Raw genomic sequence first — 25751 nt, 5'->3', positions numbered from 1 at the left:
TCTGTTTCTTATTGATCAGTATGCTGACTATCAGTATACTTGTCAATGATCCGCACCGCTCTGCCCCGGAGGAGATTTCGGTGAAAGACAACAACGACATGCCCGGACATCTGGCACGCCGCTTCCAGCAGATCTCGGTCGCGGTGTTCCTGGCCGAGGTCGAGGACGCCGGCTTCGATCTCACTCCGGTGCAATACGCCGCGCTTGCAACCATCAAGGCCAATCCGGGGCTCGATCAGGTGACGCTCGCCGGATTGATCGCCTACGATCGCACCACCATCACCGGCGTGATCGATCGCCTCGTCCAGAAGGGCCTCGCGGAGCGGCGCCCCTCCAGCCGCGACCGCCGCGCGCGTGAGCTCGAGATCACCGACGAGGGCCGCCGCACGCTGCGCAAGATCACCCCGGCCGTCGAATCCGCGCAGCGCATCATGCTGCGCGGCCTCAGCGCGAAAGAGAGTGAGGAGCTGATGCGGCTGCTGCGCAAGGCTATCGCCGCCGGCAACGAGTTCAGCCGCGCGCCGCTGCGCAATGCGCAGCTCTGATCGCGGACCATGTCCGTAATTGTCGCAGCGCACGAAACCAGGAACTAACCTTCGGCTGCTAACGTCGGCTGCATTGGGGCGCTTAACGCGCGATTAACTTTGCGGGGCGGAGTTTCGGATGTTCAGGTTCCTCGTTGTGGCCGCGGCCGTCGCGCTCTCGACCGTTCAGGCGGTCGCAGGGGGCCATGGCGGCGGCGATCCTCCTCCGCCGAAGGTCGAGGCGCCAACGGCTCCCGCGAAGGTGATCCTGACCAAGCAGGGGCCCAAGCTCGTCGATCTCAACGGCATGACGCTCTACTATTATGAGCGCGACACCACGGGAAAGACGTCGAACTGCAACGGCAAGTGCATCGAGAGCTGGGTGCCGCTCGCCGCAACGGCCGACGCCAGGGCCGTCGGCGACTTCACCGTGATCAACCGCAACGACGGCAGCAAGATGTGGGCCTACCGTTATCGCCCGCTCTACACCTCGCCCGCCGACAAGGCCCCGGGCGACGCCAACGGCAACGCCACGACGCTGCAATGGCGGGTCGCCCGGCCTGAGAACTAGAGCGTGACAACGCACCTAAATTCGAACTGACCGGCGCAGACCTCAGCCGCGCCAGCGCCCGCCCGCCGCGGCCTGCGCGCTCTGCCCCGGCGGCAGCACCACGACCATCGAATTGAGCTTCACCCGGTCGTAGAGATCGATGACGTCCTCGTTGCGCATCCGGATGCAGCCGGACGAGATCGCCTGCCCGATATATTCGGGCTGGTTGGTGCCGTGGATGCGATAGAGCGTGTCCTTGTTGCCGACATAGAGATAGATGCCCCGCGCGCCCAGCGGATTGGCGGGACCGCCGGGAACGCGCGCGGGATAGGGACCGAGTCGCGCCTGGATATCCGCGGTCGGGACCCAGTCCGGCCATTCCGCCAAGCGACCGACCCGCGCGACGCCGGAGAACGCCATGGCTTCCTCGCCGACGGCAACGCCGTAGCGGATCGCCTTGCCCTCGGGCAGCACGTAATAGAGGTAGCGCGCGTCGGTATCGACCAGGATCGTGCCCGGCTGCTCCTTGCGGTGGTAATCGACGATGTGACGCAGATATTGCTGGGGTACGTTCGCCTTGGCGTAAGGCGCGTGCGCGAGCAACTGACGGTCGCGCGGCGTCATGCTCGCATCCGTCGATGGCGAAAGTGTCGTCTGCATGCAGCCGCCCAGCGGCAGCAGGGCTGCGACGAACAAAACGAGTAGAGATCTTGGCACCGCCGGCCCCCCGATAGCGGAATAACGACGCCCCCGCCGTCACCAGATATTGCCAAAATCGTGCTGAAAACAAGGCGGTGCAGGAACACATGCGCGTGTTCGACAAATTGGGTTCCATCACCACAAAGGGTGGAAGAGTGTCGCATCATCTCCATCCCCTCGCCTTGCTTTGGTCAAACCCGGCTGGACTCGTGCGACATGGGGACCGGGGAGGCCTCACCTCGGATCAGCCCCGCGCCAATGCGGATGCCTTAACCTCGAACACTGGGCTTCAAAGGAGCTGCGATGCTCGCGACGCTGAACGCCAAGCAAATCGTCGATGAGATCGTGAAAGACACGGTCAAGGACAACGATCCTCACGACGCGGTCCAGATCTCGCCCGAGATCGTGCGGGCCTCGCGCCCCGCCAGCGTGTCGCCTGCGCTGGCGCCAGAGATCGGGCCGCGTCCGGAGCCCAGGTTTGCCCCGGAACCCAAGTTTGCCCCGCAGCCCAAGGTTATGCCGAAGTTCAGTCTGGAGCCGGCGGGCGCACCCGAGCCCAGCATCAACGTCGTCTACGGAAAATCCACTGCGGCACCGTCGATCGACACCGCTGTCCGCGTCACGTCCAGCGATGGTCCCGTGATGAAGAAGCGCTCCTCGGTCGGCAAGTGGCTGCGCGGGGCGTTCGTCACGCTCCTGCTTGCCGGCGCCAGCGTGGCCGCCAGCATCGCCTGGGAGAAGCACGGCGACACAGCAAAGCAGTTGCTGGCCGAATGGACGCCGGTGCTGACCTCGCTGCTCCCGACGACCTCGTTGCTGTCTGCGACACCGCAGCAAAGCGCGCCGGTCGCCGCCGCCCAGGCTGCGCCGCCCGCAGCGGAAGCCACGCCCAACCAGACCGCAGATCAAGCTGCGACGCCGCCCGCGGCTCAGCTAGTTGCGACTGCGCCCGCGGCACCACAGTCGGTCGACGCGGCGCAATCGGTGCAATCCATGACACGCGATCTCGCCGCCATGGCGCAGCAGATCGAGCAGCTCAAGGCCAACATCGCCGAGTTGAAAGCCGGACAGGAGCAGATGGCGCGCGAGATGGCGAGGCCTCCCGCACCGAAGCCGGTCACCGAGGCGAGGCCGCCGGTCGATCCGCGCGCACGCGCAGCCGCGCTCCCGCCGCAGCCTGCGGCGGCGCCGGTTCGCAAGCCCAAGCCGCCTGTGACGCGGACCTACACGCCGGCCTCTTCGCCCGCACCGCTCGCGCCTCCGCCGCCGCTATCGCAGGCCGCCGCCACGCCGCCGGCTGCGCCGACCACGACGACGCAAGCCGTTGCTGATGACGACGGACCTATCGTGCGTCCGCCGATGCCGCTGCGCTAGAGCATGATCCGAACCCGAAGGGCCGCGTAAGCGCAAAGTGCGCAGCGGTTTTCCGAAACGATCATGCTCAAACAACAACAACCTGAAGCGCGATGACGATGCATCCTGATCGCATCGCGCTTTAGAGCAACGACGCAGCCTTGCTGTCACGCGCTCTCGCACGCTGTCCGAGTCGATGTGAAGCGTTAACTCCGGGCGATTACGGTGAGCGACGTCTCGCTCAAGAGAAAAGGCCGTCGGGATCTATGCCGGCGGCCTTCTCTTGCAGCTGCCGGTTCCCGGAGCCCGGTTCTGCTGCAATTCCATGCCTAATGATCGCGTGGGTATATTTAATAAATTCTTAACGAGCCCACACGTTGCACATCATTTCTGCGCCATAAGCCCAGAGATTGCGCGCTCTGTTCATTCGATAGATGTCGACTCAGTGGTACCATCCGACATGTGTTGAGACTTGCACTGAAGCTCAGATCGTCACACCGGGGAATTCGGATGCCCTACTATTCTTTCGATCTCGTGGTTGGTGGTGAGTTCAAGAACCAGGGTGGAATCATCCTCGAAGACATCGAGGTTGCCTCCGATCGCGCCGACCAATTGGCTTGCGAGCTGTCGCAGGTGAAGCCCGAACTACAGCAGAAAGGTTGCGCGGTGCGCGTCACCGATCGCGATCACAACGAGGTCTATCGCACGCCGCTCGATCCGGTGCCGGCCTGGCAGCGCTAGGCTAATCCAGCACCGGCGCCTCGAACCAGTTCGTCAGCGACAATCCGCCGTCGACGACGAAGGCTGCGCCGGTGACATAAGCGGACAGCTTGTTCGATAGCACCGTGAGAGCCATCGGGGCGAGATCCCCGGCCTCGCCGAGGCGCCCGAGCGGAATATGCCGCGCCAGCGCGGGATCGGCGACGAACCCGCCGGCTGCGACCGCGCCGGGGACCAGCGCGTTGACGCGAATGTCGTAACGCCCGAGCGTCTTCGCGAGCTCCTTCACCAGCATCGCCACGGCGGCCTTTGCCGTCGAGTAATGCGCCAGGTTGCGCGGCGTGCCTGCGTGCAGCGAGGTCAGAAACAGGAACGAGCCCGGCCGCTTCGCCGCGATCAGCCGCTTGGCGAGCCCGCGCGCCAGGTGAAAGCCGGCATCGAGATTGACGGCATGCATCTCCTGCCAGGTGCTGCGATCGACCGCGAGCACATGATCGGCCTCGCGCCGCGGCGGCGAGGCGCTGTGGACGAAATGCGTGACCTCGCCGAGCGCGGAATGCGCTGATGTCAGCAGCTCATCGCAGGCCTCGAGGCTGGCAAGATTGCCGACCCAGGGCACGGCGAGACCTGGCCTCTCGCTCGCGCCGATCGCGGCACGCACCCGCTCCGCGCTGACATCCGCGAACACGGTGCGGACGCCCTCGCCGACCAGGCCGAGCGCGATCGCGCGGCCGATGCCGTTGCCTGCGCCGGTGACGAGCGCGGTGTCGCGTGTGGGATCGAACGGCGTGCTGAACAGGCTCATATCGCGCTCCGATGCTGGGGAGCGCAGGTTAGCCTACTGGGCCGATCGGCGACAATTGTGTCCCGATCCCATTGCCGAGCGGCGCGCCGGACGCTAGCCTCTCGATAAAATGGAGGAGGTCCCAGGGATGCGCACCGGTTTTCTGATGACGGGCCTGTTGCTGTTGGCCGCGCCGGCCCTCGCGGGCGATGCGCCGCCGCGATCGACCTATGTGACGATGGTCTTGCAGGCCTTCGCCGCCAAGGTCGAGTGCCCCAACACCGATCTCGCCTATCAGGACCTCGTGCAGAGGGCGCAGCAGATGCACCTACCCGACGGCACCACCGAGAAGGTGCGCAAGGCGATCGCCTGGCTGCATACCGGCGGCAAGATGGGCGAGAAGCAGGACGATGACCTGATGGCGGAGGTCGCGATCGCGACCCAGGCGACCGACATGGACCAGCGCCGCCTCGGCATGTCCGGCTGGTGCGAAGCCCAGAAGACCAATCTCGCCGGCCTGATCCGCAGCAAGGGTGGCTAGCGCGCCGCCCCGTTAAGCACGCCGCGACGGAACCTCTGCCGCGGCCCAAAATCGTCATAATTTTTCACAGCATGCGGCCTCTTTCCGAATTCGAACAGGAGGTCCTCATGCGGAGTATCCATTTCGTTTTCGCCGGCGCGATTGCAGCCGCCGCGGTGCTGACTGCGCCCGCACTGGCGAGAAATTCCGACGCCCAGAAGGGCGGGGAAAAGTCCACCTCGCCGTCCTGCAGTGCCTATCAGCAGGCGCCGGACGGCTCGTGGGAACCGCTGCCCTGCAAGGAATCGGGCGAGCGCGCGCAGCCGCAGACACAGAACCGCAATTCGTCCCAAGGCGGCGATCGCGGCGAGCGTTGAAGGGGCTCGCGCCTTCGGATGTCAGCTCTGATGCGGGCCGCGCATGATCTTCATGGCGTCCACGATGTGACGCCATTCCCTGGCCTCATCGGCCTCGCCGCGGCCCTCGCAGGCCTGAGCCTGCTCAGCGGCCTTCGCGATCGCAGCAAAGCCGTGCTGTTCGAGCATCTGCCGGGCAAGTGTATGGACCTGGACCTCGGACATCATGGGCGCTCTCCCGTCTGACCAGCCGCGGTGCAACGCTGCCGCGGGTGGTTCACAACGGTCGAGGCGCGGGGCGCGTTCCGTCCAATCGATGTGAGCGGCAAGACAAGGGCGGCCCGCCATGCCCGGCGGACCGCCTTCTCACCCACCCCAAAACGGGAGTCTGCGGGCCGCGTCCCCTACGCGACCGCCACCTTCTTGCCCTCGAAATCGTTGGGCACCTCGATGTCGACCTCGAGGGTCGAGACCTCGTCGCCGCGTTCGAGCCGGACGATGACCTTGGTCGGGTCCAGCGTCACATGTTTGGACACGACAGCGAGAATTTCCTCACGCAGCACACCGAGCAGATCGGGCTGGCCGCGCATTCCACGCTCATGGGCAAGCAGGATCTGCAGCCGTTCGCGCGCGACGGGTGCTGTGGCCTTCTTGCCGCGGAGGAGTCGAAGCAGACCCATGCTCATGCAGCCCTCCGTCGCAGCAGCCGGTCCATAAATCCTCTGCGCTCGGCAGGAACGTGCATTGTCACGTTCTCGCCGCAGAGGCGCTTGGCGGCGTCCATATAGGCTCGTGCCGGCGCTCCATCGGCATTCGACAGAGTCACAGGCGTGCCGACGTTGGAGGCCTTCAACACGTCCTGGCTCTCGGGGATGATGCCGAGCAAGGGCGTGGCAAGGATCTCCAGGATGTCGTCGATGGTCAGCATCTCGCCGCGCGCGGCGCGGGAGGGATCGTAGCGAGTGATGAGAATATGCTTCTCGACGCGCTCGCCCTTCTCGGCCCGCACCGTCTTGGAATCGAGCATGCCGATGATGCGGTCGGAATCGCGCACCGAGGAGACTTCCGGATTGGTGACGATCACGGCCTCGTCGGCAAAGCGCATCGCCATGGAGGCGCCGCGCTCGATGCCGGCCGGGCTGTCGCAGATCACCCAGTCGAACCGGCTGCGCAACTCGGCAATGACCTTGCCGACGCCCTCCTCGGTCAGCGCGTCCTTGTCGCGGGTTTGGGACGCCGGCAGCAGCCACAAATTCTCCAGCCGCTTGTCCTTGATCAGCGCCTGCGGGAGTTTGGCGACGCCCTGCACCACGTTGATGAGATCGAACACGACGCGGCGTTCGGCGCCCATCACGAGGTCGAGGTTGCGCAGGCCGACGTCGAAATCGACGACGACCACCTTGTCGCCGCGCTGTGCGAGCGCTGCTCCCAGCGCGGCGGTGGTCGTGGTCTTGCCGACCCCGCCCTTGCCTGATGTCACGACCAGTACCTTACTCATCTGAAATGTCTCCTTTGCTGGTCAGTTCAGTGCTGTAATTCGCATGGTATTCCCCTGCAGCCAGGCCTGCGCCGGCTTGCCGCGCAGGGCCTCGTCGATGTCCTCGGCGGTCTGATAAAATCCGTCGATTGCAAGCAGTTCGGCTTCGATCTTCTGGCAATAGATGCGCGCGCTGGTGCGTCCATTGACGCCCGCCATGGCGCGGCCGCGCAGCGCGCCGTAGACGTGGATTGAGCCGCCGGCGACGACCTCGGCGCCCGAGCCGACCGAGCCGAGAATGGTGACGTCGCCTTCCGGGAAGATCACGGTCTGGCCCGAGCGCACGGGGGTTTCGAGCAGCAGCGACGTCGGCTTGGCCTCGGCCTTCACTTCGGCCTTCTTCGACGCGCTTGGCTCGACCACGCAGCTGCGTCCGCCCGACAGCAGCGGCGGCATCATCGGCGTCAGCCTTCCCTCCTCCACACCCTCGATGCCGAGCACGCGGATGTTGCGGTCCTGCAGGCTGGTGAGCAGATGGCCGATGCCGGCCTGACTGAGATCGACCGAAGACAGGTCGATCACCACCGGCCGGCCGGCGAAAAAGCCGGGCGAGCGCGCAATCGTGGCGTCGATCTCGTGCAGCCAGTCCTGGACCGGAACCGTCGGCGTGAACACGAAAGCCACATAGGAGCGCCCGCGCAGGCGCACCATCTGACGTTGGACCTTTGCTGCAGCCTCCATGGCGGCCGACTCGTTCCCTGTTATTGAATGGTTAACGATGCGGCCGATATGGTTAATGGCTGGTTAATGTCTCCGCGCAGTTACGTGAGTGGAGGCGCGGTCCCGTAGCCAGGATGGAGCCAACGGTCGGCGCGAAAGCGCCGCCCGTTTGTGCAATCCGGGTCTCGCGCATCACCCGGCACTCTCCCGGATTGCGCTGCGCTCCATCCGGGCTACGAAGCTGGGCGCGGCGTAAACACCGCGCCCTCGCCTCTTCCGCTCAGCTCTTGTTGCGCGTCTTGCTGAGCAGATAGTTGTCGTAGAAATTCTCCGCGATCTGCGTATAGAACAGCACCTCCTTCATATACGCGTCGTGGCTCTCCTTGGTGCGCCTGAACAGATCGCTCTTGGCGGCGAGCTCGTTCAGGTGCTCCTGGGTCGCATTGTAGCAGGCCTCCAGCACCGGCTGCGGGAACGCCTTCAGCTCGGTGCCGTTCGCAATCAGCCGCTTTAGCGCACCGGGGTTCACGCTGTCGTATTTCTCGAGCATCCACGCACCGGCCGCCGCGCCCGCCTGGTTGACGATCGCCTGATATTGCTTAGGCAGCGAATTCCATTTCTCGTCGTTGACGATCATGTGCAACATGGCACCGCCTTCCCACCAGCCGGGGAAGTAGTAGTATTTGGCGACCTTGTAGAAGCCGAGCTTCTCGTCGTCATAAGGACCGACGAATTCGACCGCGTCGATCGTGCCCTTCTCCAGCGCCGGATAGATATCGCCTCCCGCGATCTGCTGCGGGACGACCCCGAGCTTTGCCAGCACATGGCCACCCATGCCGGCGATGCGGAATTTCAGGCCCTTGAGGTCGTCGACGGACTTGATCTCCTTGCGGAACCAGCCGCCCATCTGGGTGCCGGAATTGCCGCAGAGGATGGCGTGCGCCTTGAAGGGTTTGAGCGCTTCGTTGGTGAGGTCGGCGCCGCCCCCGAAGTGCCACCATGATTCCTGATGCCGATGGTTCATGCCGAAGGGCGCGCCGGTGGCATAGGCCAGCGCCGGCTCCTTGCCGATGTAAAAATAGAGCGGCGTCTGCGCCATCTCCACCGATGCGGTGCTGACCGCATCGAGCGCCTGCAGGCCGGGCACGAGCTCGCCCGCCGAGAAGGTCTGGATCTGGAATTTGTTGTCGGTGGCCTCGGCGACATATTTCGCGAAGGTCTGCGCCGTGCCGTAGATGGTGTCGAGCGATCTCGGGAAGCTCGACGTCAGGCGCCATTTGATCTCGGGCATGCTCTGCGCGATCGCAGGGGCCGCAACCAGCGTGGTCGCGCCGGCGACCGCACCACCTTGGAGGAATGTACGGCGTTTCATGATGGAGTCTCTCCCTTGAACTCAGCGTCGAATGGATGGCCTGGGCCACGGTTTCTTGGCGAACCGTTTGCCCGTTCCGGGAGCGGAGTTCAAGCGACGGAAAAGAAAGGTCGGGCTTGCACCGGATACCGTGGACCAGCTGGACCCAGCATGTCGCGGCGGACCCGCCCGCTCGGCCCGGCCTCGCCTCAGGCGGCCGCTGCTTCCTCGTACAGGCCGGCGATGAAATCGCTGAACGTCGGTGCTAGCGGCAGGACATAGCCCCATTGATCGGACATCGCCTGCGCCAGTGTCCAGGGCTTTTCGTATTCGGCCATCTCGTGGTCCATAAACCAGATCTCGCCGAAATGGGCCTTGTCGATCGTCATGCAGATCGGATTGCCGCCGTGGTCGCTCATGATCCACAACAGCTCATCGACGGTCGGCCATTGCGGCGTCTGGCGCGTCTGCACCAGCGAGCACTCGTCGGACCGCAATCCCAGGACCTCCTGCACCGAACCCGCCCAGTCCCCATGCGGCCAGTTGAAGTCGGCGCCCCCCTGATGATAGCCGCCGGCGCAGGCCAGCAGGAAGCGGCGATAGTCGTCCGGCAAGCGACAGCCGATGGACGTCTCGAAGGCGGTGAGCGCGGCTTCGGTTGGTTGCTCCGCGCCAACGTCGATGCCTGCAATGAATTCTGCCAATTTCATATTCCCTCTCCCTGGCGCGGACGCGCAAGCCTTCGTCGCACCCGCCTTGCAGTGGGTTCGAGGGCGACGGATCAGGCCAGAGGGAGAGATTCTCTCAGAGCAGCTTGGCGCTGACGAACAGCGCGCGCACGGCGTTGGTTGCCTGCACCGCCAGCATGGCGTTACCGGCGGCGCCTTCCAGGGCCGCGACGGCGTCCTCGTGCAGCGAGCGAAATTCCATCCACTCGACCGATTTGAAGTTGGTCAGGAATTGATAGGCCTGACCGACGGTCGCGATCGCCAGCGTGTCGCCGTTCAGCTTGATCTTGAACGTCGTGCGCAGCGGGGTCTCGGAATTGGATGGATCGCTCATGGGCTGCTTCTGGACGAGGACGGCTTAACGAAGGGGAAACGGCAGCCCCGCCGTCGCAGGCGAATATCAGGAATCGGTGCTCGCGCGCTGCGAGGCGGTCGCCGCGCCGCGCAGACTCGGCACCACGACCAGGCGGTTGAACTCGCCATTGTCGTAGGCCTTGATGAACCGATCATAGTCCTTGATCGAGACGCAGCCGTTGGAATCGCCGCGCGGCCCGAGCAGGTAATTGTGCGTGAGCAGCCCGACGCGGCCCAGCGCGCTGGTGCCTTCGACCGGGGTCATGCGCAGCGCACGGACGCCGTGGAACGGCTTTTCGCGCGGCTTCAGATCGTAGATCGCCGGCGGCGTCGCGCCGACCATCCGCCGGTCGACATGGTCAGGATTGTCCATCAGGGCGCCCAGGCCGGAATGAGCTTCCAGCGCCACGCCGCTCGGCAGATAGACCGCCTTGGCCGAGATGTCATAGACCGCGGTGCGCGAATCGTAGCCGAGCGCGGCGAGGTCCGGCCCCCTGCCGAGCAGGCCGTCGCCGGGCGTCAGCGAGGCGAGCTTGATCTTGTCGGTGAATTTTTCGAAGAAATTGCGGTTGTCGACCCTGAGATTGGTGTCCGCGTAGGCCTGGCTGGAGGCGATCTGAGCGGAGAAGTCCGCCTGGACCGGACGCGCGCGCGGCATGGGGATGGCATCGGCGCGCTGCGAGCGCCTCGCCTCCTCGGTCATGTACCGGTCGTCCTCGGTCAGGATCGAGCGCCAGTCGTCGCCCTGGAGCTTCTGAGCCAGCATCGCCTTGGCGTCGCGCAGCCTGAGCTGGGCCGCATTCACCGCGGAGCGCTCCAGCACCCGCAGACCAAGCTCGCGCGGCGACGGGCCAGCCGAGGCCGAAGCGAAACGGTCCTCGAAAGAGGGGGCATTGGCCGGCGGCAACGCCGCGGAGACCAGCGGGGTCGAATCGCTGATATCGGCGACCCACGCGGCGGCGCCGAGCGCCAGCGCCATCGCGGCCACAGACAGCAGAATCGTTTCAGCCCGCCCGACACGGCGGCGCGACAACAGCCTCTCGGCGTGTGCTGCGTCGGAAACCATCAGATCCCCAAATCGACCCCCGGGGGCTTACCCACCCCCCACCCGGAGAGACTCTATACCAGCTACCACATTGGGAGCCAAAAGTTAGGCATAATCGGGGCCGCCAAGGCCCTCCAAAGGTACCCCCTAAGGTATCCAATGACCGATCCGTTCGATCTCGATCGCTTTGTCCGGGCCCAAGACCCGGTCTACGGCGACATCTTGGGCGAGCTGGCTAGGGGCCGGAAGCAGACTCACTGGATGTGGTTCATCTTCCCCCAGGTCGCAGGTCTCGGCGCCAGCGCCATGTCGCAGCGATATGCCATCGGCTCCCGCGCGGAGGCCGAGGCCTATCTCGCCCACCCCATCCTGGGCGGCCGGCTGATCGAATGCACCAGGCTGGTGCTCGCGGTCGAGGGCCGGACCATCAACGCGATCCTCGGCGCGCCGGATGACGCCAAATTCCGCTCGTCGATGACGCTGTTCGGCGCGGTCTCCGACGAGCCCGTCTTCGATCAGGCGCTCGCCCGATATTTCGCAGGCGAACGCGATGGCGCTACGCTGGATATCCTCGAAAGGCTGGATCAGGCTCGGCATTAGCAGGCGCCGATCAACGTCCTTCGAAGACGGCCGCGCGACGCTCGATGAAGGATTGGATGCCCTCCTTGGCGTCGGCACTGCCGAGCACACGATCGCGAATTTTCGGGATGTAGGCAATCGCAGCCGCTTCGCCAGCTTCGACATAGTTCGCCGCCGCTTCCTTGGTCACCTGGATGCCGAGTGGCGCATTGCGCGCGATCATGGCGGCGAGCGTCATCGCCCGCTCGATCTGCTCGCCTGCAGGCACGACCTCCTGGACGAGACCGATCGCATGCGCGCGCTGCGCCGAAAACTCGTCGCAGAGGAACAGATGATACATCGCATCGCCCCAGCCGGCCCGCGATAGGAAACGGAAATGCGCGCCGCCCAGCGGTGCGATGCCGCGCCTCGCCTCCATTTGGCAGAAACGTGCATCGTCGGCCGCAACCACGATGTCACCGGCGAGCATCAGCTCGATGCCGATGGTGTAGACGATACCCTGCACTGCCGTCACGATCGGCTTGCGGCAGCGCTTGTTGAGCCCGAACGGGTCGACATTGCCGTCCTTGGTGTTGCGCTTCTCCGCGGTGGGACCGAAGAATTTGGGCATATCGAGACCTGCAGTGAAATCCCCGCCCTCGGCGCAGACCACGCCGACGCGATAGGCCTCGTTGTGGTGCAATTCGGTGAGTGCATCGGACAATTGCTCCATCATCGCAGGCGTGAACGCGTTCTTCTTCGCGGCGTTGGCGATGATGATTTTGAGGACGTGGCCGTGCACCTCGGTGCCGATCTGACCTTCGCTCATGTGCTCGTCTCCCGATTGTTGGTGTTGGCAGCAAGTCAGGCCGGCTGCTGAAGCGCCGCGCGGATCGCCTCGATCCGGGCCGGCGTGAACACGCCGGAATCCAGCAGCTGAAGGATCGAGAGCACCCCGCCGCGCGATCCCCAGCTTCCCTCATCGATGATCTCGAAATTGACCCACCAGGTCGGCGACGGCGCCGGCATGCCGCAGGCCTCCGCAAGCCGCGCCAGCACGATGCGGATCACCTCGGCGCGCACCTCCGCCGGCCAGGCCGCGTTCATGACGGCGATGTTGACGGTGATGATGTCGCGCGGCTTGTCCTGGTCGCACAGCAACCGGCCGCCGATCGCCATGCTGTCGGACGGAAGGTCGTGGAAATGCACCTGAAACCCCATTCGGGCCGCCGGCGCCCTCTGGCCGACCTCGGGCTCGAGCACGGCGTCGGTCAGGCTTTCCGCAAGCTGCCGGCGCTGCGGCAGGCCGAGCCGTCCGGCCGGTGCGGTGACGGTAATGATGGTCAAATCGGCACCTCTCCACGAATATGACACTCGTCATATCTCAGCACGGCTTGCCTATGTCAAGTGTCATAGTCTAGATGGAGATGGCCAATTGCAGGATTCCCGATGACTGCCACCACACGCGACAGGATGATCGCCGGCGCCGCCGACCTGATGAGCCGCCGCGGCGTCAACGCCACCAGCATGCGCGACGTGGTCCGCCACACAGCGACGCCGCGCGGCTCGATCAGCCACCACTTCCCCGACGGCAAGCCGCAATTGATCGCCGAAGCCGTGACCTTCGCCGGCCGGCAGGTATCGATTCCTCTGGAGAAAGCCATGAACGAACGCGGCGTGATCGGCGGCCTCAAGGCTTTTGTCGCATCATGGCGCCGCCAGTTGGAGGCAACCGGCTTCGAGGCCGGCTGCCCTGTGCTCGCCGTGGCGGTCGATCGCTATGTCGGTGAGCCCAGTGACAAGGACGACGCGTCCGCGCAGCAGCACCTGCTCGATCTCGCCGAAGGCGTGTTCGCCGATTGGCGGCGGATCATGCTGGCAGCCTTGTTGCGCGAAGGACTGGCTGCCGAGCGCGCCGAGCGGCTTGCAACGCTCGTCGTCGCCTCGATCGAAGGCACGGTCGCGATGTGTCGCGCCAGCCGCAGCGCCGACGCGCTCGATCAGGTTCAGGAGGAACTGGAGATCGTCCTCGCAACCGCCCTCGCCTGCACAAAAAAATAGATTGGAGACGCGCAATGGACTTATCCCGGCAACGCGAACTCGCCCGTCAGCTCGCCGATTTGCGTCGCGAGGGCCGGCAACAGAGCGGCCTCGACGAACGGCTGGTCCCACCGGATGCGGACACGGCGTACCAAGTCGCGCAGATGGTGGAAGAAGAACTCGGCTGGGATGTCGTCGGCTGGAAGATCGCGGGCATGAAGTCGGGGCTCCAGCGTCAGCTTCGCATCTCCGCGCCGATCTATGGGCGGGTGTTCGCGCCCCTGATCAAGAGTTCGCCCGCCAGCGTCGAGCATGCCAGACAATGCAGCCCGATCCCTGAAGTCGAGTTCCAGGCGCGTCTCGGCGCCGATCTGCCGCCGCGCGCGAAGCCCTATACGGTGGACGAGGTCGGCGACGCCGTGGTCTCGTTGCATCCCGGCATCGAGCTCGCCGAGTGCCGCTTCATTCACGATGCGGCGTTTCCGCCGATGCCGGCGATCATGGCCGACGGCTCCGGATCAGGAACGATCGTGCTCGGAGAGCCCATCGCCGACTGGCGTAGCCGCGACGTCGCCACTCAAGATGTCGTCCTGAATTGCAACGGCATCGAGAGGCGCCGCGGCTCCGCTGCAGAGGCGATTGACCATCCGCTGGTGCCGCTGGCCTGGCTTGCCAACGAGCTGTCGCGGACCGGCATCGGTCTCAAGGCCGGCCAGACGATCAGCACGGGCACGCTGACCGGTATGCTCCGGCCCAAGGCTGGCGAGACCTACGTTGCCGATTTTGGTCCGCTGGGATCGGTCAGCGCGACCTACAGCTGAGCCGGCCAGGGAGCGTAAACCGCAGATTAACATGGCCGCCCTATCGTCCGGGCAAAATACTTCTCCGTTATTTGCCGGACAGATCATGAAAATCGGTACGCTCCTGACCAGCGCCATCGTCTCGCTCTCGACCGTCGGCGGCGGTCTCGCCGTCTACGTCGCCGCGACGAAGTACCAGACCATGGAACGGATCACTGAAGCGCAGGGGCGGCTCGCAATCGTCCGTGCGGTCAGCGACATCCCGCGCTATCTCAATCCGGAGCGCGGCTTTTCCACCAACATCCTCTACGGACCTGCGGCCATCGACCCTGCGCTGCTGGCCGAGCAGGACAAGCTGCGCAAGCAGACCGACCGCGCCCGCGACAAGATGAATGCACTGCGCAAGGAGCTGCCCGGCCCGTTCGACGACGGCACCACGATCGGCAGCAACATCGACGGCATCAACGCGAAGTTCACCGCGTTGCGCGAGGCCATCGACAAGGCGCTGGCGGGTCCCGCCGAGGCGCGCAAAGACGCGGCCAAAAAGATCGTCGCCGACAATGCCGTGCTCAACGGCGGCGTGACTGCGCTGCTCAACGAGCAGGTCCGCCGCATGGCGATCCTGAACGGTGACGCCTACCGGCAGGCCAGCTACGCCAATGTCGCGATGACACTGCGCGACGTCGGCGGCTTCAACTCCAGCCTGCACAAGAATCTCCTCGGCGGAAAGAAGCCGGCGACCGACGCCGAGAAGGCCGACATTGCCCGCTCGCAGGGCCGCAACGATCAGGTCGTGATGTCGCTGCAGGAATTGCGCGGCAATCCAACAACGCCGGCGAACGTCGCGGAGGCCCTGGAGAAGTTCAACGCGATCTATGTCGAGGAGTTCGGCCGCGAGCTCAAGCTGGTGAAGGACGGCGCGATCACCGGCAAGTACGAACACGACATGGACACCTATTACGCCGCCACGCAGCGCGGCCTCGGCACCATCATCGGCGTCCGCGACGCCTTCTACGACAACGCCGAGCAGATTCTCGCCGGCGCTTCGTCGGCCGCGCACACCAGCTTCACGATCGCGCTCGTCGGCCTTGTCGCCGTGCTGATCGCCAGCGCCGGCCTCATCGTGACGGTTCGCCGCCGCGTCTGCGCGCCGATCGTCGGCCTGACGACGCGCATGTCGCGGCTCGCCGACGGCGAGGTTGCGGAGAGCATTCCGGGCGCCGAGCGCTCCGACGAGATCGGCGCGATGGCCGCGGCCGTTCAGGTGTTCAAGGACAACATGATCCGCGCCGATCGGCTCGCGGCCGAGAAGCAGGCCGAGAACGACGGCAAGATGCGCCGCGCCCAGGCGCTCGACGATCTCACCCGCGCCTTCGAGGCCAAGGTGACCGAGCTGGTCGGCGGCCTGTCGCGGGCCTCTGCTGCAATGGAAAGCACCGCGCAGTCGATGACCTCGACGGCGGCGCAGACCAACAGCCAGGCCGCCGTGGTCGCCGCCGCCTCCGAACAGACCTCGACCAACGTGCAGACGGTCGCGAGCGCCACCGAAGAGCTGACCTCCTCGATCGCGGAGATCGGGCGTCAGGTCGCCCAAAGCACCGAGATCGCGGCCCGTGCCGTCGACAATGCCCGCCGCACCGGCGACACCGCGCGGACGCTCGCCGAAGGCGCCCAGAAGATCGGCGACGTCGTGACGCTGATCCAGAGCATCGCCGAGCAGACCAACCTGCTTGCGCTAAATGCAACCATCGAAGCCGCCCGTGCCGGCGAGGCCGGCCGCGGCTTTGCCGTGGTCGCCTCCGAAGTGAAGTCGCTGGCCGGGCAGACCGCCAAGGCCACGACCGAGATCTCCGAGCAGATCACCGCGATCCAGACCGCGAGCGACGAGACGGTGGCGGCAATCCGCAACGTCGCCGACGTCATCGCCGAGATCGACCAGATCGGCACCGCCATCGCCGCGGCGATCGAGGAACAGGGCTCGGCGACCAAGGAGATCGCCCGCAGCGTTCAGGAGGCTGCCCGCGGCACCCAGGAGGTCAACAGCAACATCTCCGGCGTGCAGCGCGCCGCCGACGACACCGGCGCCGCGGCAAGAGAGGTGCTGGGCGCGGCCGAGCAGCTCTCGACCCAGTCGCGCGATCTCGCCGGCCAGTTCGAGCGCTTCCTCGGTGAGGTCCGGGCGGCGTAGCACGCGAGGTCGTAGCCCGGATGGAGCGCAGCGCAATCCGGGACAGTGCCGTTGACGCGCGAGACCCTGGATTACGCTGTCGCTCCATCCAGGCTACGCGACCTCAATACGGCGGCGCCTTGCGCGCGCGCTGCGCTTTCGCCGCCTCGATCCACCAGGTCAGATCGTCGGCGAAGCGCGGGAACGAGCGCTCCAGAGCCTTGCCGCCGTCGCCGATCGGCTCGCCGGCGTCCGACAGCGTCTGCGCGATCGGGCCGACACCGATGGTGCTCGATATCACCACCATGCCCATCTCCGAGAGCGTGCCGTGCCAGGCGGTCGCTGCGCGCGCGCCGGACAGCCGGCCGGCCGAATAGCTCACGATCGCGGCCGGGCGCCAGAACCATTCCTCCAGGAAATGGTCGGTGAGGTTCTTCAGCCCGGGCTGCATGCCCCAATTGTACTCGCCGGTGACGAAGACGAATCCGTCGGCGCCGCGGATCTGCCCGGCCAGCTTCTCCAGCGCCTCCGGCGCCGAGCCCTTGGGATGTTCCTTGTACATCCGGTCCAGCATCGGCAGCCCGATCGCCTTGGCGTCGATGAATTCGACGTCCTCGCCGCGATCGCGCAGCCGGTTGATGACGAAATTCGCAAGGCGGATGCCCATGCGGTCGGAACGGTAAGAACCGTAGAGAACGAGAATGCGATTGCTCATGGCCGAACGGTAGCACGAAACCGGCGCCCAGCCCTACCCGATTTATCGTTCTACCTTCCGCGACCGCGGTCCAGTGTTTGCGACGGCGTCTCGCCGAACTGGTCGCGGTAGCTTCTGGAGAAATCGCTGAGGTGCCAGAAGCCATACGCCAGCGCGACCGCCTTGACGCTATCGGCCCCGGCGAGAAGGCGCCGACGCACCAGCCACAGCCGATGCAGACGCAAATAGCGGTGCAGGCTCATGCCGCGATAGCGGCGCACGACGTCGTGCATGGTGCGAACGGACAGTCCGAGCCTGCGCGCGATCTCGTCGCTATAAATCGGCTCCGACAGGTCGTCAGACAGCAGCGCGCGGATGTCCTGGAATAGCCTGAAATTCCGTCCGTCGTTGGGTGCAAAGGTCCAGCGGGCCGGAACGATCGTCGCAAAGGCCTCGTCAACGGCTCCGAGCAGGGACTCCTTCATCGCCGCGCCCTTCAACAAGAGCTCCGGTGCCGAAATCGGCCCGGCCGCCTCGGCCAGCACCTCCCTAACCACGCCGCGCAACCGCTGCAAGCCGGCCGTGGAGATTTCAAAAATCTTGAAGCTCGAGAGCGTGGGCGGCCAGCCACGATCCCTCACCTCGGGCCGGAAAACCACCGAGGCGATTTGCCGCTGCACCTCCTCGATGGTGGTGTAGGCCGCCCCGCCGCTGCCAATGACCACGGCGGGTCGCGCCCGTTGCGAGCCGTTAAAGCGAATTGGCACGTTGAGATCATCCATCGTGAAGCCGATCGCCGTGCAATTCTCCACGAGTTGTGCGTCAACCACCCGCGGAAACGCGCGCGTCAAATTCACGTCGCAGCCCGGTAAGGCCAAGATCGTCTGCTCAGCCGAAATCTTCCGCACAAAAGGGGTGAATTCGAAATTCAGCCCGCGTATAGCGCTTCGAAATTCGTCGACGTCTGAAAAACGAAATGTTTTGAGTGCCGACCTCGGCACATCGCCAATGCTGTTCATGGAAATACGAAAAATGCCGTGCCGCTCTGAATGTGCGTCCGGCCGCGGGGTGCCGTTCGCTGCCTCCTTCGGTTATTTCGTTAGAATCGATCCTAACGTGCCCTGATCAATTGGAGACGGGCCGGTTGAAAGAACAATCCGGGACAACCCTGTTTCGCCGAATTTCGATAGCGTTTCCTGCGATTGAGGCGGTGCGCGAATACCGAAGCCGTTGCCATTTAAGATTCAAATTAACGCCTTTGCGGCGGAATAACCGTCGTTTGATTGTGCAATTTATTTCATTTCAGGCTCCTGCCATGACGGCAAATTCGCCTGCCGACAATCTGGCCGAATTGGAGAACGCGGTCGCAACGTGTCCGCTGGACCGGTGCGCCCGCATTCTCTTCGGCCTTTTGCAACTGCTCACAAGCAGGCGCGGTCGGTCCCAGGAATTGCTCGCCGGTGTGGTCGACGGCGTCCTGCTGCGACTGATCGAGCGGGTCGAGGCCAGCACGCTGATCGATGTCAGCGCGGCGCTCGCAGAGCTCAAAGTAGCTCCGCCGGACACCGTGCGACGTCTCGCCTCGCACCGCGACCCGGAAGTCGCCTGCCCCGTTTTGCTCCGCTCGCAGTCATTGTCCACGTCCGATCTCAAACTGATCGCAGCCGCGAGCGGCGTACGGCAGCAATGTGCCATCGCCGGCCGCGCGCCGATCGATCCACGGGTGGTGGAGACGCTGATCAAGGGTGGCACTTCCAGCGTTTGTCTTGCGCTGATCGGCAACAGCGAGGCAAGGTTCTCCGAAGCCGCTTACGTTGCGCTGGTTGAGAAGTGCCTGGTGGATGACGAACTCACCAAGGCACTGGCGCTCAGGCCCGACACGCCCGACACAGTCATGCGGAAGTTGCTGTCGGCCTCACCGGCGCCGAAATCCGGCATCGGCCCGAACGCTCCCGTCTCGCTTCAAGCCGCAACGGCCGCACCCATCGTCACCAAGCTACCCTCCGCGGCGACCTATGCGATCGCGCGACCGGAGATCGTTGCACTCAGCCGCATCGGCAAGCTGAACGATTCCACGGTGAACCGCTTCGCCATCCGCGGCGAGAGCGCCAACCTCATCACCGCGCTGTCGGTGCTTTCAGGCGCTCCCATCGAGATCGTCGAGCATGTCATGACCGACGAGGATTGCGAGGCTCTCGTCATGGCCTGCCGCGCCTCGCGGCTGAACTGGCAGACCACGCTCGCCATCCTGAGCAACCGCTGCGGCACACGGCTTTCTTTCGCCGAGCGCGAACGCGCGCAGCACATTTTCGAGACGCTGCTGCTGTCGACCAGCCAGTGGACGGTGCGGTGGGGCGAAATTGCCGCAAACGCCAAGGAGTGCGGTCGGGGACATCGCGACGCAAAAAAGATGGGGGTTAGCCGATGAAGTTCGACGGTCGCAAAGCCTTTCGCGTGAAAATGGACCACAGGCAGCCGGTCAATCTCATGGGATCCGATGGCACCTGGCGGCGCAGCTGCGTCCTGCTCGACGTCTCACAGACGGGCGCGAAGGTCGAGGTGGAGGGCACGCTGGACGTGCTCCAGGCCAAGGAATTCTTCATGCTGCTGTCGTCGACGGGCCTGGCCTACCGACGCTGCGAGCTGGTCTGGATCGACGGCACCACGGCTGGCATCCACTTCGTCACCGCACAAAGCAAGAAGAAGCAGGCGATTACGCCGGCTGCCGCAGCGCAGAGCTCCGATCAGGCCAAATAGACCGAGAATTCGACCCATCGATTGGAGCCCGCGCTATTCCGGGGCATATCCGTGCAGAACGCGCAAACCACACTCAAACCCACCAGCCTTGGCGGCGTCGCGGTCGCTGCAGCGCCGCGCCCGTTCGTTCATGTGCTGGCCGACACGTCCGACAAGCTGGCCGGTGTGTGCTCGCTCCTCGAGCAACGCTTCGCCGTCGTGGGCGAGCGGCTGGACGCCGAGGCCAAGCTGTCAGAGGTGCCGTCCGCCATCGTCATTCGCGCCGAGCTTCGCGATGTCGGCAATATCGCGGCGATCAAGAAACGGGCGGGCAAGCTCGCAAAGGCGAAGAAGCGGATTTTCCTGCTGGAGCACACCTCGCATGTCGCCGTTTCGCAGGCCTATGCGCTTGGAGCGACGCTGGTCCTGCCGGGCACCATCAACCGGGCGAGGCTGCTGGCGGCGCTGTCCGATCCGCCTGATCCGCTCTCGGCCGCGTCGCGCGAGAGCGCGCAGGCCGACACTGCCGTCGAGACCGCCGCGACCGCGATCGCATCCATGTTCACCTCCGTCACCCTGGGCCAGCCGCTTGACGTCAACGCCACCAAGGAAGCCGGTCGCCAGATCGCCGATCGTATCACCCGGCATGGCCTGACGGAGTGGCTCATGACGGTGCGGCGGCACCACGAAGGAACCTATCAGCATTGCCTGCTCGTCACCGGTGTCGCCATCGACTTCGGTCTGAGCCTTGGCGTCGGCAGGGCCGACCTGGAACGTCTCTACTCGGCGGCCATGTTCCATGACATCGGCAAGGCGCAGATTCCGCTCGCCATCCTCGACAAGCCGGGCCGCCTCGATGCCGCCGAGCGCGCGCTGATCGAAACGCATCCCGCCGCCGGCCATACGTTTCTCAAGGATCATGACGGGATCTCGCCGGAGATTCTCGATGCCGTCCGCCATCATCACGAATACCTCGACGGCAGCGGCTATCCCGATGCGCTCTGCGCCGAGAGCATCGGCGATATCGTCAGGATTCTAACGATCTCGGACATCTTCGCAGCCCTGATCGAGCACCGGCACTACAAGCCGACCATGCCGCGCGCGGAGGCCTACGACGTTCTGTGCGGGATGAATGGCAAGCTGGAGAAGGCGCTAGTCCGCTCGTTCAAGCAGGTCGCGCTCACGCGGTGAGCGCTGTGACCCGTCTCGAGCGCAGCCTAATGCGTCGCACGATGGCTGGCGCGGCGCGGGATGGAGCGGCAGGCCAGCCCGTCGGCCAGCAGCTTCATGTCCTCGTGCCGGCCGCTGCGAATCAGCCGACCGAACTCTTCGGGTGTGAAAGGAAGACTTGGATCATCATCGATCGTGTGCCGCAGTCGTGGACCAAACAACCGCCGAACCAAGCTAGCCAGCCGCCGCATATCAATTCCCTCGCGCCAGCAACAAACCTCTCAGTCCGCATAATGTTCCTCCCGCGACTTCGAGATTGCAAGAGGCCACTCGCGACACCGCACCAAAAATTTTCCGCCAGAGAATAATCTCCTCTTGCTCGTGCTAATCGGCAAAACCCACGTAACGCACGAACTGGTGGTTGTGCTCGCGGTCCGAGCGCACGGCGTTCGCGGCAAAGCCGTCGTCGGGATAGCCCATCGCGACACAGGTCATGATGACCTCGTCCTCCGGAATCTCGGCGACCTCGCGCACGATGTCGGAGCGCATGATGCCCTGCCCGTTGATGACCGAGCCGAGCCCGCGGTCCCACGCCGCGAGCACGATGCCGTAGCAGAGCGCGCCGAGATCGAAGTGGCAGACCGCGCCGGGATCGAGCACGCGGTCATAGGTCAGCACCAGCGAGACCGGCGCGTCGAACTGGCGGAAGCCGCGCAGCACCCAGTCCTGCCGCATCGGCTTGTCGTCGCGCGCGATTCCCATCGCGCCGAACAGCTTCTTGGCGATGTCGACTTGCCGGGTGCGATGCACGCCCTGGTATTCGCCATGGCTGACGATGTCGCGCTTGACCTTGGCGCCGCCGGCCATCTCCGCCATGTTGCGGCGACGCACCTCCTCCAGCGGATGACCCGTGAGCACATGGACATGCCAGGGCTGGGTGTTCATCGACGACGGCGCGCGCTTGGCGCTCTCGATGATCGCCTCGATCACCGCGCGCGGCACCGGCTCGTTCTTGAAACCACGCACGCTGCGGCGCGACTGGACCAGCGTCTCGAATTCCACCTCGTGAACCTCCCTGCCCGTTCGTCCGGCCTCGCGACGCACGCCGGTTGCCGATGCGGCCCGCAAAACCTATGCTAATGACCAAGCAAGACCAAGAACCCTGTGAGGAAAGCCCATGGCCGCACCGCTCGATCCCGTCATCGCCCAGATCATTCCGCTTATGCCGATGCGCGATCCCACGGTCATGACGCCACAGAGCGCCCGCGATTCCTTGCGCGCACTCGCTGCCTCGCGTGCCGCCATTCCGCCGCCGCCGGTCGATAGCGTCGAGGACATCAGGGTGAAAGGCGGCGCCAGTCTGCTTCCCGCACGGGTCTACCGGATCGGCGCCGCGCCGGCACCGACCGTGGTGTTCTTCCACGGCGGCGGCTGGGTTGCGGGCGATCTCGAAACCCACGACCGGCAGGCGCGCAACCTTGCGATCGAGACCGGCGCGGTCGTCGTCTCCGTCGACTATCGCCGCCCGCCCGAGACGCGCTTTCCCGGCGCCTTCGAGGATGCTTTCGCCGCGGTCAGCGACGTGTTTGGCCGCGTCGCGGAATTTGGCGGTGACGCAACGCGCTTCGGCGTTGCCGGCGACAGCGCCGGCGGTAATCTCGCAGCGGCGAGCGCGATCGCCTGCCGGGAGGCCGGCATCAAGCTCGCCGCGCAACTGCTGGTCTATCCGGTCACCGACGTCGTCGGCGCTTATGCTGATGCGCGCGAGAACGCGCGCTATCCCTCGCGCAGCGAGAACGCCGAGGGCTACTTCCTCACGCGGGCGACGATGGAATGGTTCTGCGGCCATTATCTCGCCGATCCCGCGCACGCCGGCGACTGGCGCGTCTCGCCGCTGCGGGCCGCCTCCTTGGCCGGCGTCGCGCCCGCGGTCGTGACCACCGCCTGGTTCGATCCCCTACGCGACGAAGGCGCCGCCTATGCACGGGCGCTGGAGGCGGCCGGCGTGAAGGTCAAGCACCATGAGGGCCCCGGCCTGATCCATGGCTATTTCGGCATGGGCGACGCCTCCGACGTCGCGCGCACTGAGGCGCAGCGCGCGCGGGCCGACTTCAAGGCGCTGCTGATGCGCGGCGCATGAAGGCGATCAGGCGCTCTGCGCCCGCTGCGCCGCGGTGTGCCCCCAGGTCTCATCCCAGTCCTGGCCAGCGGCATCGACCACGCGGCCGTCGGCCTCGAAAAACTTGTTCGGCACCTGGAAGATCGCCAGGATCAACGCGCCGTCGGGGCACCAGGCGGCATGCCGGCTCCCCGCCTCGCGCCAGATGAATTCGCCGGCCTTGCAGGCAATGCCCTTGGCCGGACCCTCCTTGTCGACGAGCGCGCCTTCGATCACCCAGCTCTGCTCGATGCCGACATGTTCGTGATCGGGCAGCACCGATCCTGGCGCAAAACGCATCAAGGCGGTCATCAGCCCCGTACGGCGATCGAACAGTAGCGTCTTGGCCTCGCAGCCCGGAAAGCGCGTCTTCTGCCAATCCATGTCTTGGGGTCGAACCAGGTGGGAATGCCGATCGGCTGCCTGGTCGTGCGGGATCGCGGCGTCCATCACGATGCTTCCTCTCCATCTCAAGGGACCGACGCTAGCAGGATCGCCCGATGCGGTCAGCGAGCACTGCAACAGAGGCGACATCTTCCGAGCTGGCGCGCAAAAATCAGCGGGCGACCGGGCCGCCCAGTGCTCATCCTGCTTGATTGCGCCACGATTCCCGGCTCCACTCTCCCGGCCATTTCTGGTTCAGGAGACCCCCATGATGAAACGGATTTTTCTCGCTGCGATCGTTGCCACCTTCGCAGCGGGCTCGGCCCTTGCGCAAGAAACCTGCGAGAGCAAGGCCGTCGGCAAGGACGGCAAGCCGCTGGCCGGCGCCGCCAAGACCTCGTTTCTGAAGAAGTGCAAGGAAGACGCCTGCGCGCCCAAGGCCGTCAGCGCCGACGGCAAGCCGCTCGCCGGCGCCGCCAAGAACAGCTTCATGAAGAAGTGCGAGACCAGCGCGTAACGCGCAGTCCGTTCCCGGCTTTTTCAGCAAAGCCACAACCGAAATGCCGTCATGGCCGGGCAGAAGCGCGTCTTCGCGCGAGAATGTCCCGGCCATTTGCTTTTTGGTGCCTCCCCACCGCCAGTTTCCGACACGCGCCGAGCGCGTAAAGCAAACGCGCCGCGACCCTAGACAGAACGCAGCGGCTGACAGATGATGCGACGCTGAGCGAACCGGGGCGCATCAACGAGGCTTCCAGCAAAGGATGGACGAGATGTTGCAGTTCCGCGTGCGTGATCACATGATGGCGATAATGAGCGTGCTCTTTGCGCTGCTCATGATCGTTGACGTTGCCAACGCGAGAGGCCCCGGCCTGCCCAACGTCATGGTTCTCGCAACCGGCGGCACGATCGCCGGCAGCGGGGCGAGCAGCACCACCGTCATCGGGTATACCGCAGCCACGGTGGGCATCGAGACCCTCTTGAACGCAGTCCCCGAGTTGAAAACGGTGGCCAACGTCAAGGGCGAGCAGGTCTTCCAGATCGCCAGCGAGAATATGAACAATGATTATTGGCTGAAGCTCGCCAAGCGCGTCAATACGCTCCTCGCGCAGGACGACGTGGACGGGATCGTGATCACGCACGGGACCGACACGATCGAGGAAACCAGCTATTTCCTGAATCTGGTCGTCAAGAGCAAGAAGCCCGTGGTCGTCGTCGGTGCGATGCGGCCGTCGACCGCGATCAGCGCGGACGGCCCGATCAACCTCTTCAATGCGGTGATCCTCGCAGGCAGTGAAGAGGCCGTGGGCAAGGGCGTGCTCGTCGCCCTCAACGATCAGATCAACGCGGCACGCGACGTCACCAAGAACAACACGTCCACGGCAGACACCTTTCGCACGCCTGAACTCGGCTTTCTCGGCTACATGCAAGGCAACAAGCCGTATTTCTATCGCCAAACGACCCGCCGGCACACGGCGGATTCCGAATTCGACGTATCCAAGCTCGATGTCCTGCCGCAGGTCGACATCGTCTACGGCTACGCCAACATGAACCGGGTCGCGATCGACGCCTTTGTCGCCGCCGGCGCCAAGGGGATCGTGCATGCCGGCGTAGGCGACGGCAGCCTCGCCCGCCCGGCGGTCGAGCCGGCGCTCGACGATGCCCGCAAGAAGGGCGTGGTGATCCTTCGCAGCAGCCGTGTCGGCAACGGCATCGTCGCGCGCAATGGCGAGGCCAAGGACGATGAGCACGACTTCGTCGTCTCGGATACGCTCAATCCCCAGAAGGCGCGCATCTTGCTGATGCTGGCGTTGACCAAGACGACCGACACCAAGGACATTCAGCGGATGTTCTATGCTTATTAGA

General features: G+C 65.0%; 32 protein-coding genes. 16 read left to right on the top strand and 16 right to left on the bottom strand.

Going from position 1 to position 25751, the window contains the following annotated elements; translation table 11 throughout:
• Positions 1 to 80: 80 nt before the first annotated feature.
• Positions 81 to 545, top strand: coding sequence for a MarR family transcriptional regulator (locus tag I6F31_RS19575; RefSeq protein ID WP_225185966.1), 465 nt, complete (start codon positions 81 to 83; stop codon positions 543 to 545).
• Positions 546 to 663: 118 nt separating this feature from the next.
• A complete protein-coding gene (locus tag I6F31_RS19570; RefSeq protein WP_036000243.1) occupies positions 664 to 1095 on the top strand; it encodes a hypothetical protein in 432 nt (143 codons plus the stop codon).
• A 42-nt stretch (positions 1096 to 1137) separates the two neighbouring features.
• On the opposite strand, the gene I6F31_RS19565 is transcribed toward I6F31_RS19570, so the two are convergent.
• Entirely contained in the window at positions 1138 to 1734 is a 597-nt protein-coding gene (locus I6F31_RS19565; protein WP_167361659.1) for a L,D-transpeptidase, read from the bottom strand.
• 342 nt (positions 1735 to 2076) lie between these two features.
• Here I6F31_RS19565 and I6F31_RS19560 point away from each other — a divergent pair, with 342 nt between their 5' ends.
• Both I6F31_RS19560 and I6F31_RS19555 read left to right on the top strand, forming a co-directional pair.
• Complete coding sequence (locus I6F31_RS19560; protein WP_225185965.1) at positions 2077 to 3147, top strand: hypothetical protein; 1071 nt, start codon at positions 2077 to 2079, stop codon at positions 3145 to 3147.
• Positions 3148 to 3636: 489 nt separating this feature from the next.
• Positions 3637 to 3867, top strand: coding sequence for a hypothetical protein (locus I6F31_RS19555; protein ID WP_057029028.1), 231 nt, complete (start codon positions 3637 to 3639; stop codon positions 3865 to 3867).
• A gap of 1 nt (position 3868) precedes the next feature.
• Here I6F31_RS19555 and I6F31_RS19550 read toward each other — a convergent pair whose 3' ends face one another.
• The gene (locus tag I6F31_RS19550; RefSeq protein WP_225185964.1) at positions 3869 to 4651 is read right to left on the bottom strand and encodes an SDR family oxidoreductase; all 783 of its coding nucleotides are present in this window, start codon (positions 4649 to 4651) and stop codon (positions 3869 to 3871) included.
• A 127-nt stretch (positions 4652 to 4778) separates the two neighbouring features.
• On the opposite strand from I6F31_RS19550, the gene I6F31_RS19545 reads away from it, so the two are divergent.
• Positions 4779 to 5171: a hypothetical protein gene (locus I6F31_RS19545; protein WP_036000295.1), complete on the top strand. Its 393-nt coding sequence runs from the start codon at positions 4779 to 4781 to the stop codon at positions 5169 to 5171.
• Between the two features lie 107 nt (positions 5172 to 5278).
• Positions 5279 to 5527 (top strand): hypothetical protein, encoded by a 249-nt coding sequence (locus I6F31_RS19540; RefSeq protein ID WP_057029327.1) that lies wholly within the window; start codon positions 5279 to 5281, stop codon positions 5525 to 5527.
• A gap of 21 nt (positions 5528 to 5548) precedes the next feature.
• On the opposite strand, the gene I6F31_RS19535 is transcribed toward I6F31_RS19540, so the two are convergent.
• The 8 genes from I6F31_RS19535 to I6F31_RS19500 all read right to left on the bottom strand — a co-directional run bounded on the left by I6F31_RS19535 (position 5549) and on the right by I6F31_RS19500 (position 11133).
• A complete protein-coding gene (locus I6F31_RS19535) occupies positions 5549 to 5734 on the bottom strand; it encodes a hypothetical protein (protein ID WP_036000257.1) in 186 nt (61 codons plus the stop codon).
• 176 nt (positions 5735 to 5910) lie between these two features.
• Positions 5911 to 6192 carry a cell division topological specificity factor MinE gene (gene minE / locus I6F31_RS19530; protein WP_036033781.1) on the bottom strand — a complete coding sequence of 94 codons (282 nt, stop codon included), beginning with the start codon at positions 6190 to 6192 and terminating at the stop codon, positions 5911 to 5913.
• Entirely contained in the window at positions 6189 to 7004 is an 816-nt protein-coding gene (minD, locus tag I6F31_RS19525) for a septum site-determining protein MinD (RefSeq protein WP_036022837.1), read from the bottom strand. Before minD ends, minE begins: the two co-directional genes overlap by 4 nt.
• 21 nt (positions 7005 to 7025) lie before the next feature.
• Positions 7026 to 7724 (bottom strand): septum site-determining protein MinC, encoded by a 699-nt coding sequence (gene minC / locus I6F31_RS19520; protein ID WP_225174894.1) that lies wholly within the window; start codon positions 7722 to 7724, stop codon positions 7026 to 7028.
• A gap of 259 nt (positions 7725 to 7983) precedes the next feature.
• Positions 7984 to 9075: a substrate-binding domain-containing protein gene (locus tag I6F31_RS19515; protein WP_225146703.1), complete on the bottom strand. Its 1092-nt coding sequence runs from the start codon at positions 9073 to 9075 to the stop codon at positions 7984 to 7986.
• A 188-nt stretch (positions 9076 to 9263) separates the two neighbouring features.
• The gene (locus tag I6F31_RS19510; protein WP_036022833.1) at positions 9264 to 9764 is read right to left on the bottom strand and encodes an SMI1/KNR4 family protein; all 501 of its coding nucleotides are present in this window, start codon (positions 9762 to 9764) and stop codon (positions 9264 to 9266) included.
• A 94-nt stretch (positions 9765 to 9858) separates the two neighbouring features.
• Positions 9859 to 10116 carry a hypothetical protein gene (locus I6F31_RS19505; protein WP_036000273.1) on the bottom strand — a complete coding sequence of 86 codons (258 nt, stop codon included), beginning with the start codon at positions 10114 to 10116 and terminating at the stop codon, positions 9859 to 9861.
• A 66-nt stretch (positions 10117 to 10182) separates the two neighbouring features.
• Positions 10183 to 11133, bottom strand: coding sequence for a DUF2778 domain-containing protein (locus I6F31_RS19500; protein WP_036022844.1), 951 nt, complete (start codon positions 11131 to 11133; stop codon positions 10183 to 10185).
• A 207-nt stretch (positions 11134 to 11340) separates the two neighbouring features.
• Here I6F31_RS19500 and I6F31_RS19495 point away from each other — a divergent pair, with 207 nt between their 5' ends.
• The gene (locus I6F31_RS19495; protein WP_036022832.1) at positions 11341 to 11781 is read left to right on the top strand and encodes a DUF1810 domain-containing protein; all 441 of its coding nucleotides are present in this window, start codon (positions 11341 to 11343) and stop codon (positions 11779 to 11781) included.
• 10 nt (positions 11782 to 11791) lie between these two features.
• On the opposite strand, the gene I6F31_RS19490 is transcribed toward I6F31_RS19495, so the two are convergent.
• Complete coding sequence (locus I6F31_RS19490) at positions 11792 to 12568, bottom strand: crotonase/enoyl-CoA hydratase family protein (RefSeq protein ID WP_225185963.1); 777 nt, start codon at positions 12566 to 12568, stop codon at positions 11792 to 11794.
• 35 nt (positions 12569 to 12603) lie between these two features.
• The gene (locus I6F31_RS19485; RefSeq protein ID WP_225185962.1) at positions 12604 to 13086 is read right to left on the bottom strand and encodes a tautomerase enzyme; all 483 of its coding nucleotides are present in this window, start codon (positions 13084 to 13086) and stop codon (positions 12604 to 12606) included.
• Positions 13087 to 13212: 126 nt separating this feature from the next.
• On the opposite strand from I6F31_RS19485, the gene I6F31_RS19480 reads away from it, so the two are divergent.
• The 3 genes from I6F31_RS19480 to I6F31_RS19470 all read left to right on the top strand — a co-directional run bounded on the left by I6F31_RS19480 (position 13213) and on the right by I6F31_RS19470 (position 16767).
• Positions 13213 to 13800, top strand: coding sequence for a helix-turn-helix domain-containing protein (locus I6F31_RS19480; protein WP_225185961.1), 588 nt, complete (start codon positions 13213 to 13215; stop codon positions 13798 to 13800).
• Positions 13801 to 13814: 14 nt separating this feature from the next.
• Entirely contained in the window at positions 13815 to 14600 is a 786-nt protein-coding gene (locus tag I6F31_RS19475) for a fumarylacetoacetate hydrolase family protein (protein ID WP_225128566.1), read from the top strand.
• A gap of 85 nt (positions 14601 to 14685) precedes the next feature.
• Positions 14686 to 16767 (top strand): HAMP domain-containing methyl-accepting chemotaxis protein, encoded by a 2082-nt coding sequence (locus tag I6F31_RS19470; protein WP_225173410.1) that lies wholly within the window; start codon positions 14686 to 14688, stop codon positions 16765 to 16767.
• Positions 16768 to 16870: 103 nt separating this feature from the next.
• On the opposite strand, the gene I6F31_RS19465 is transcribed toward I6F31_RS19470, so the two are convergent.
• Together I6F31_RS19465 and I6F31_RS19460 are read right to left on the bottom strand one after the other, a co-directional pair.
• Entirely contained in the window at positions 16871 to 17461 is a 591-nt protein-coding gene (locus tag I6F31_RS19465; protein WP_036022824.1) for an NAD(P)H-dependent oxidoreductase, read from the bottom strand.
• Between the two features lie 50 nt (positions 17462 to 17511).
• Complete coding sequence (locus tag I6F31_RS19460; protein ID WP_225185960.1) at positions 17512 to 18459, bottom strand: AraC family transcriptional regulator; 948 nt, start codon at positions 18457 to 18459, stop codon at positions 17512 to 17514.
• 296 nt (positions 18460 to 18755) lie between these two features.
• Between I6F31_RS19460 and I6F31_RS19455 the strand changes: the two genes are divergently transcribed.
• Genes I6F31_RS19455 through I6F31_RS19445 form a run of 3 tightly spaced genes read left to right on the top strand, consistent with a single transcriptional unit; the run spans position 18756 to position 21367 of the window.
• Positions 18756 to 19868 (top strand): DUF2336 domain-containing protein, encoded by a 1113-nt coding sequence (locus I6F31_RS19455; RefSeq protein ID WP_225186013.1) that lies wholly within the window; start codon positions 18756 to 18758, stop codon positions 19866 to 19868.
• Positions 19865 to 20197 (top strand): PilZ domain-containing protein, encoded by a 333-nt coding sequence (locus I6F31_RS19450; RefSeq protein WP_036033812.1) that lies wholly within the window; start codon positions 19865 to 19867, stop codon positions 20195 to 20197. Before I6F31_RS19455 ends, I6F31_RS19450 begins: the two co-directional genes overlap by 4 nt.
• 51 nt (positions 20198 to 20248) lie before the next feature.
• Positions 20249 to 21367, top strand: a complete 1119-nt coding sequence (locus I6F31_RS19445) for an HD domain-containing phosphohydrolase (RefSeq protein ID WP_225185959.1) — start codon at positions 20249 to 20251, stop codon at positions 21365 to 21367.
• Between the two features lie 363 nt (positions 21368 to 21730).
• On the opposite strand, the gene I6F31_RS19440 is transcribed toward I6F31_RS19445, so the two are convergent.
• Complete coding sequence (locus tag I6F31_RS19440) at positions 21731 to 22408, bottom strand: nitroreductase (RefSeq protein WP_109145820.1); 678 nt, start codon at positions 22406 to 22408, stop codon at positions 21731 to 21733.
• Between the two features lie 115 nt (positions 22409 to 22523).
• Between I6F31_RS19440 and I6F31_RS19435 the strand changes: the two genes are divergently transcribed.
• Positions 22524 to 23486 carry an alpha/beta hydrolase gene (locus I6F31_RS19435; RefSeq protein WP_225185958.1) on the top strand — a complete coding sequence of 321 codons (963 nt, stop codon included), beginning with the start codon at positions 22524 to 22526 and terminating at the stop codon, positions 23484 to 23486.
• Positions 23487 to 23492: 6 nt separating this feature from the next.
• Here I6F31_RS19435 and I6F31_RS19430 read toward each other — a convergent pair whose 3' ends face one another.
• The gene (locus I6F31_RS19430) at positions 23493 to 23954 is read right to left on the bottom strand and encodes a cupin domain-containing protein (RefSeq protein WP_036000328.1); all 462 of its coding nucleotides are present in this window, start codon (positions 23952 to 23954) and stop codon (positions 23493 to 23495) included.
• A 202-nt stretch (positions 23955 to 24156) separates the two neighbouring features.
• Between I6F31_RS19430 and I6F31_RS19425 the strand changes: the two genes are divergently transcribed.
• Both I6F31_RS19425 and I6F31_RS19420 read left to right on the top strand, forming a co-directional pair.
• A complete protein-coding gene (locus tag I6F31_RS19425) occupies positions 24157 to 24405 on the top strand; it encodes a hypothetical protein (RefSeq protein WP_036000331.1) in 249 nt (82 codons plus the stop codon).
• A gap of 292 nt (positions 24406 to 24697) precedes the next feature.
• Entirely contained in the window at positions 24698 to 25750 is a 1053-nt protein-coding gene (locus I6F31_RS19420) for a type II asparaginase (protein ID WP_225141706.1), read from the top strand.
• The last annotated feature ends 1 nt before the right edge of the window (position 25751 follow it).

The sequence above is a fragment of the Bradyrhizobium sp. NBAIM01 genome, from assembly GCF_020194115.1.
Taxonomy (GTDB): domain Bacteria; phylum Pseudomonadota; class Alphaproteobacteria; order Rhizobiales; family Xanthobacteraceae; genus Bradyrhizobium; species Bradyrhizobium yuanmingense.
This window is presented reverse-complemented; position numbering and strand designations above follow the sequence as displayed.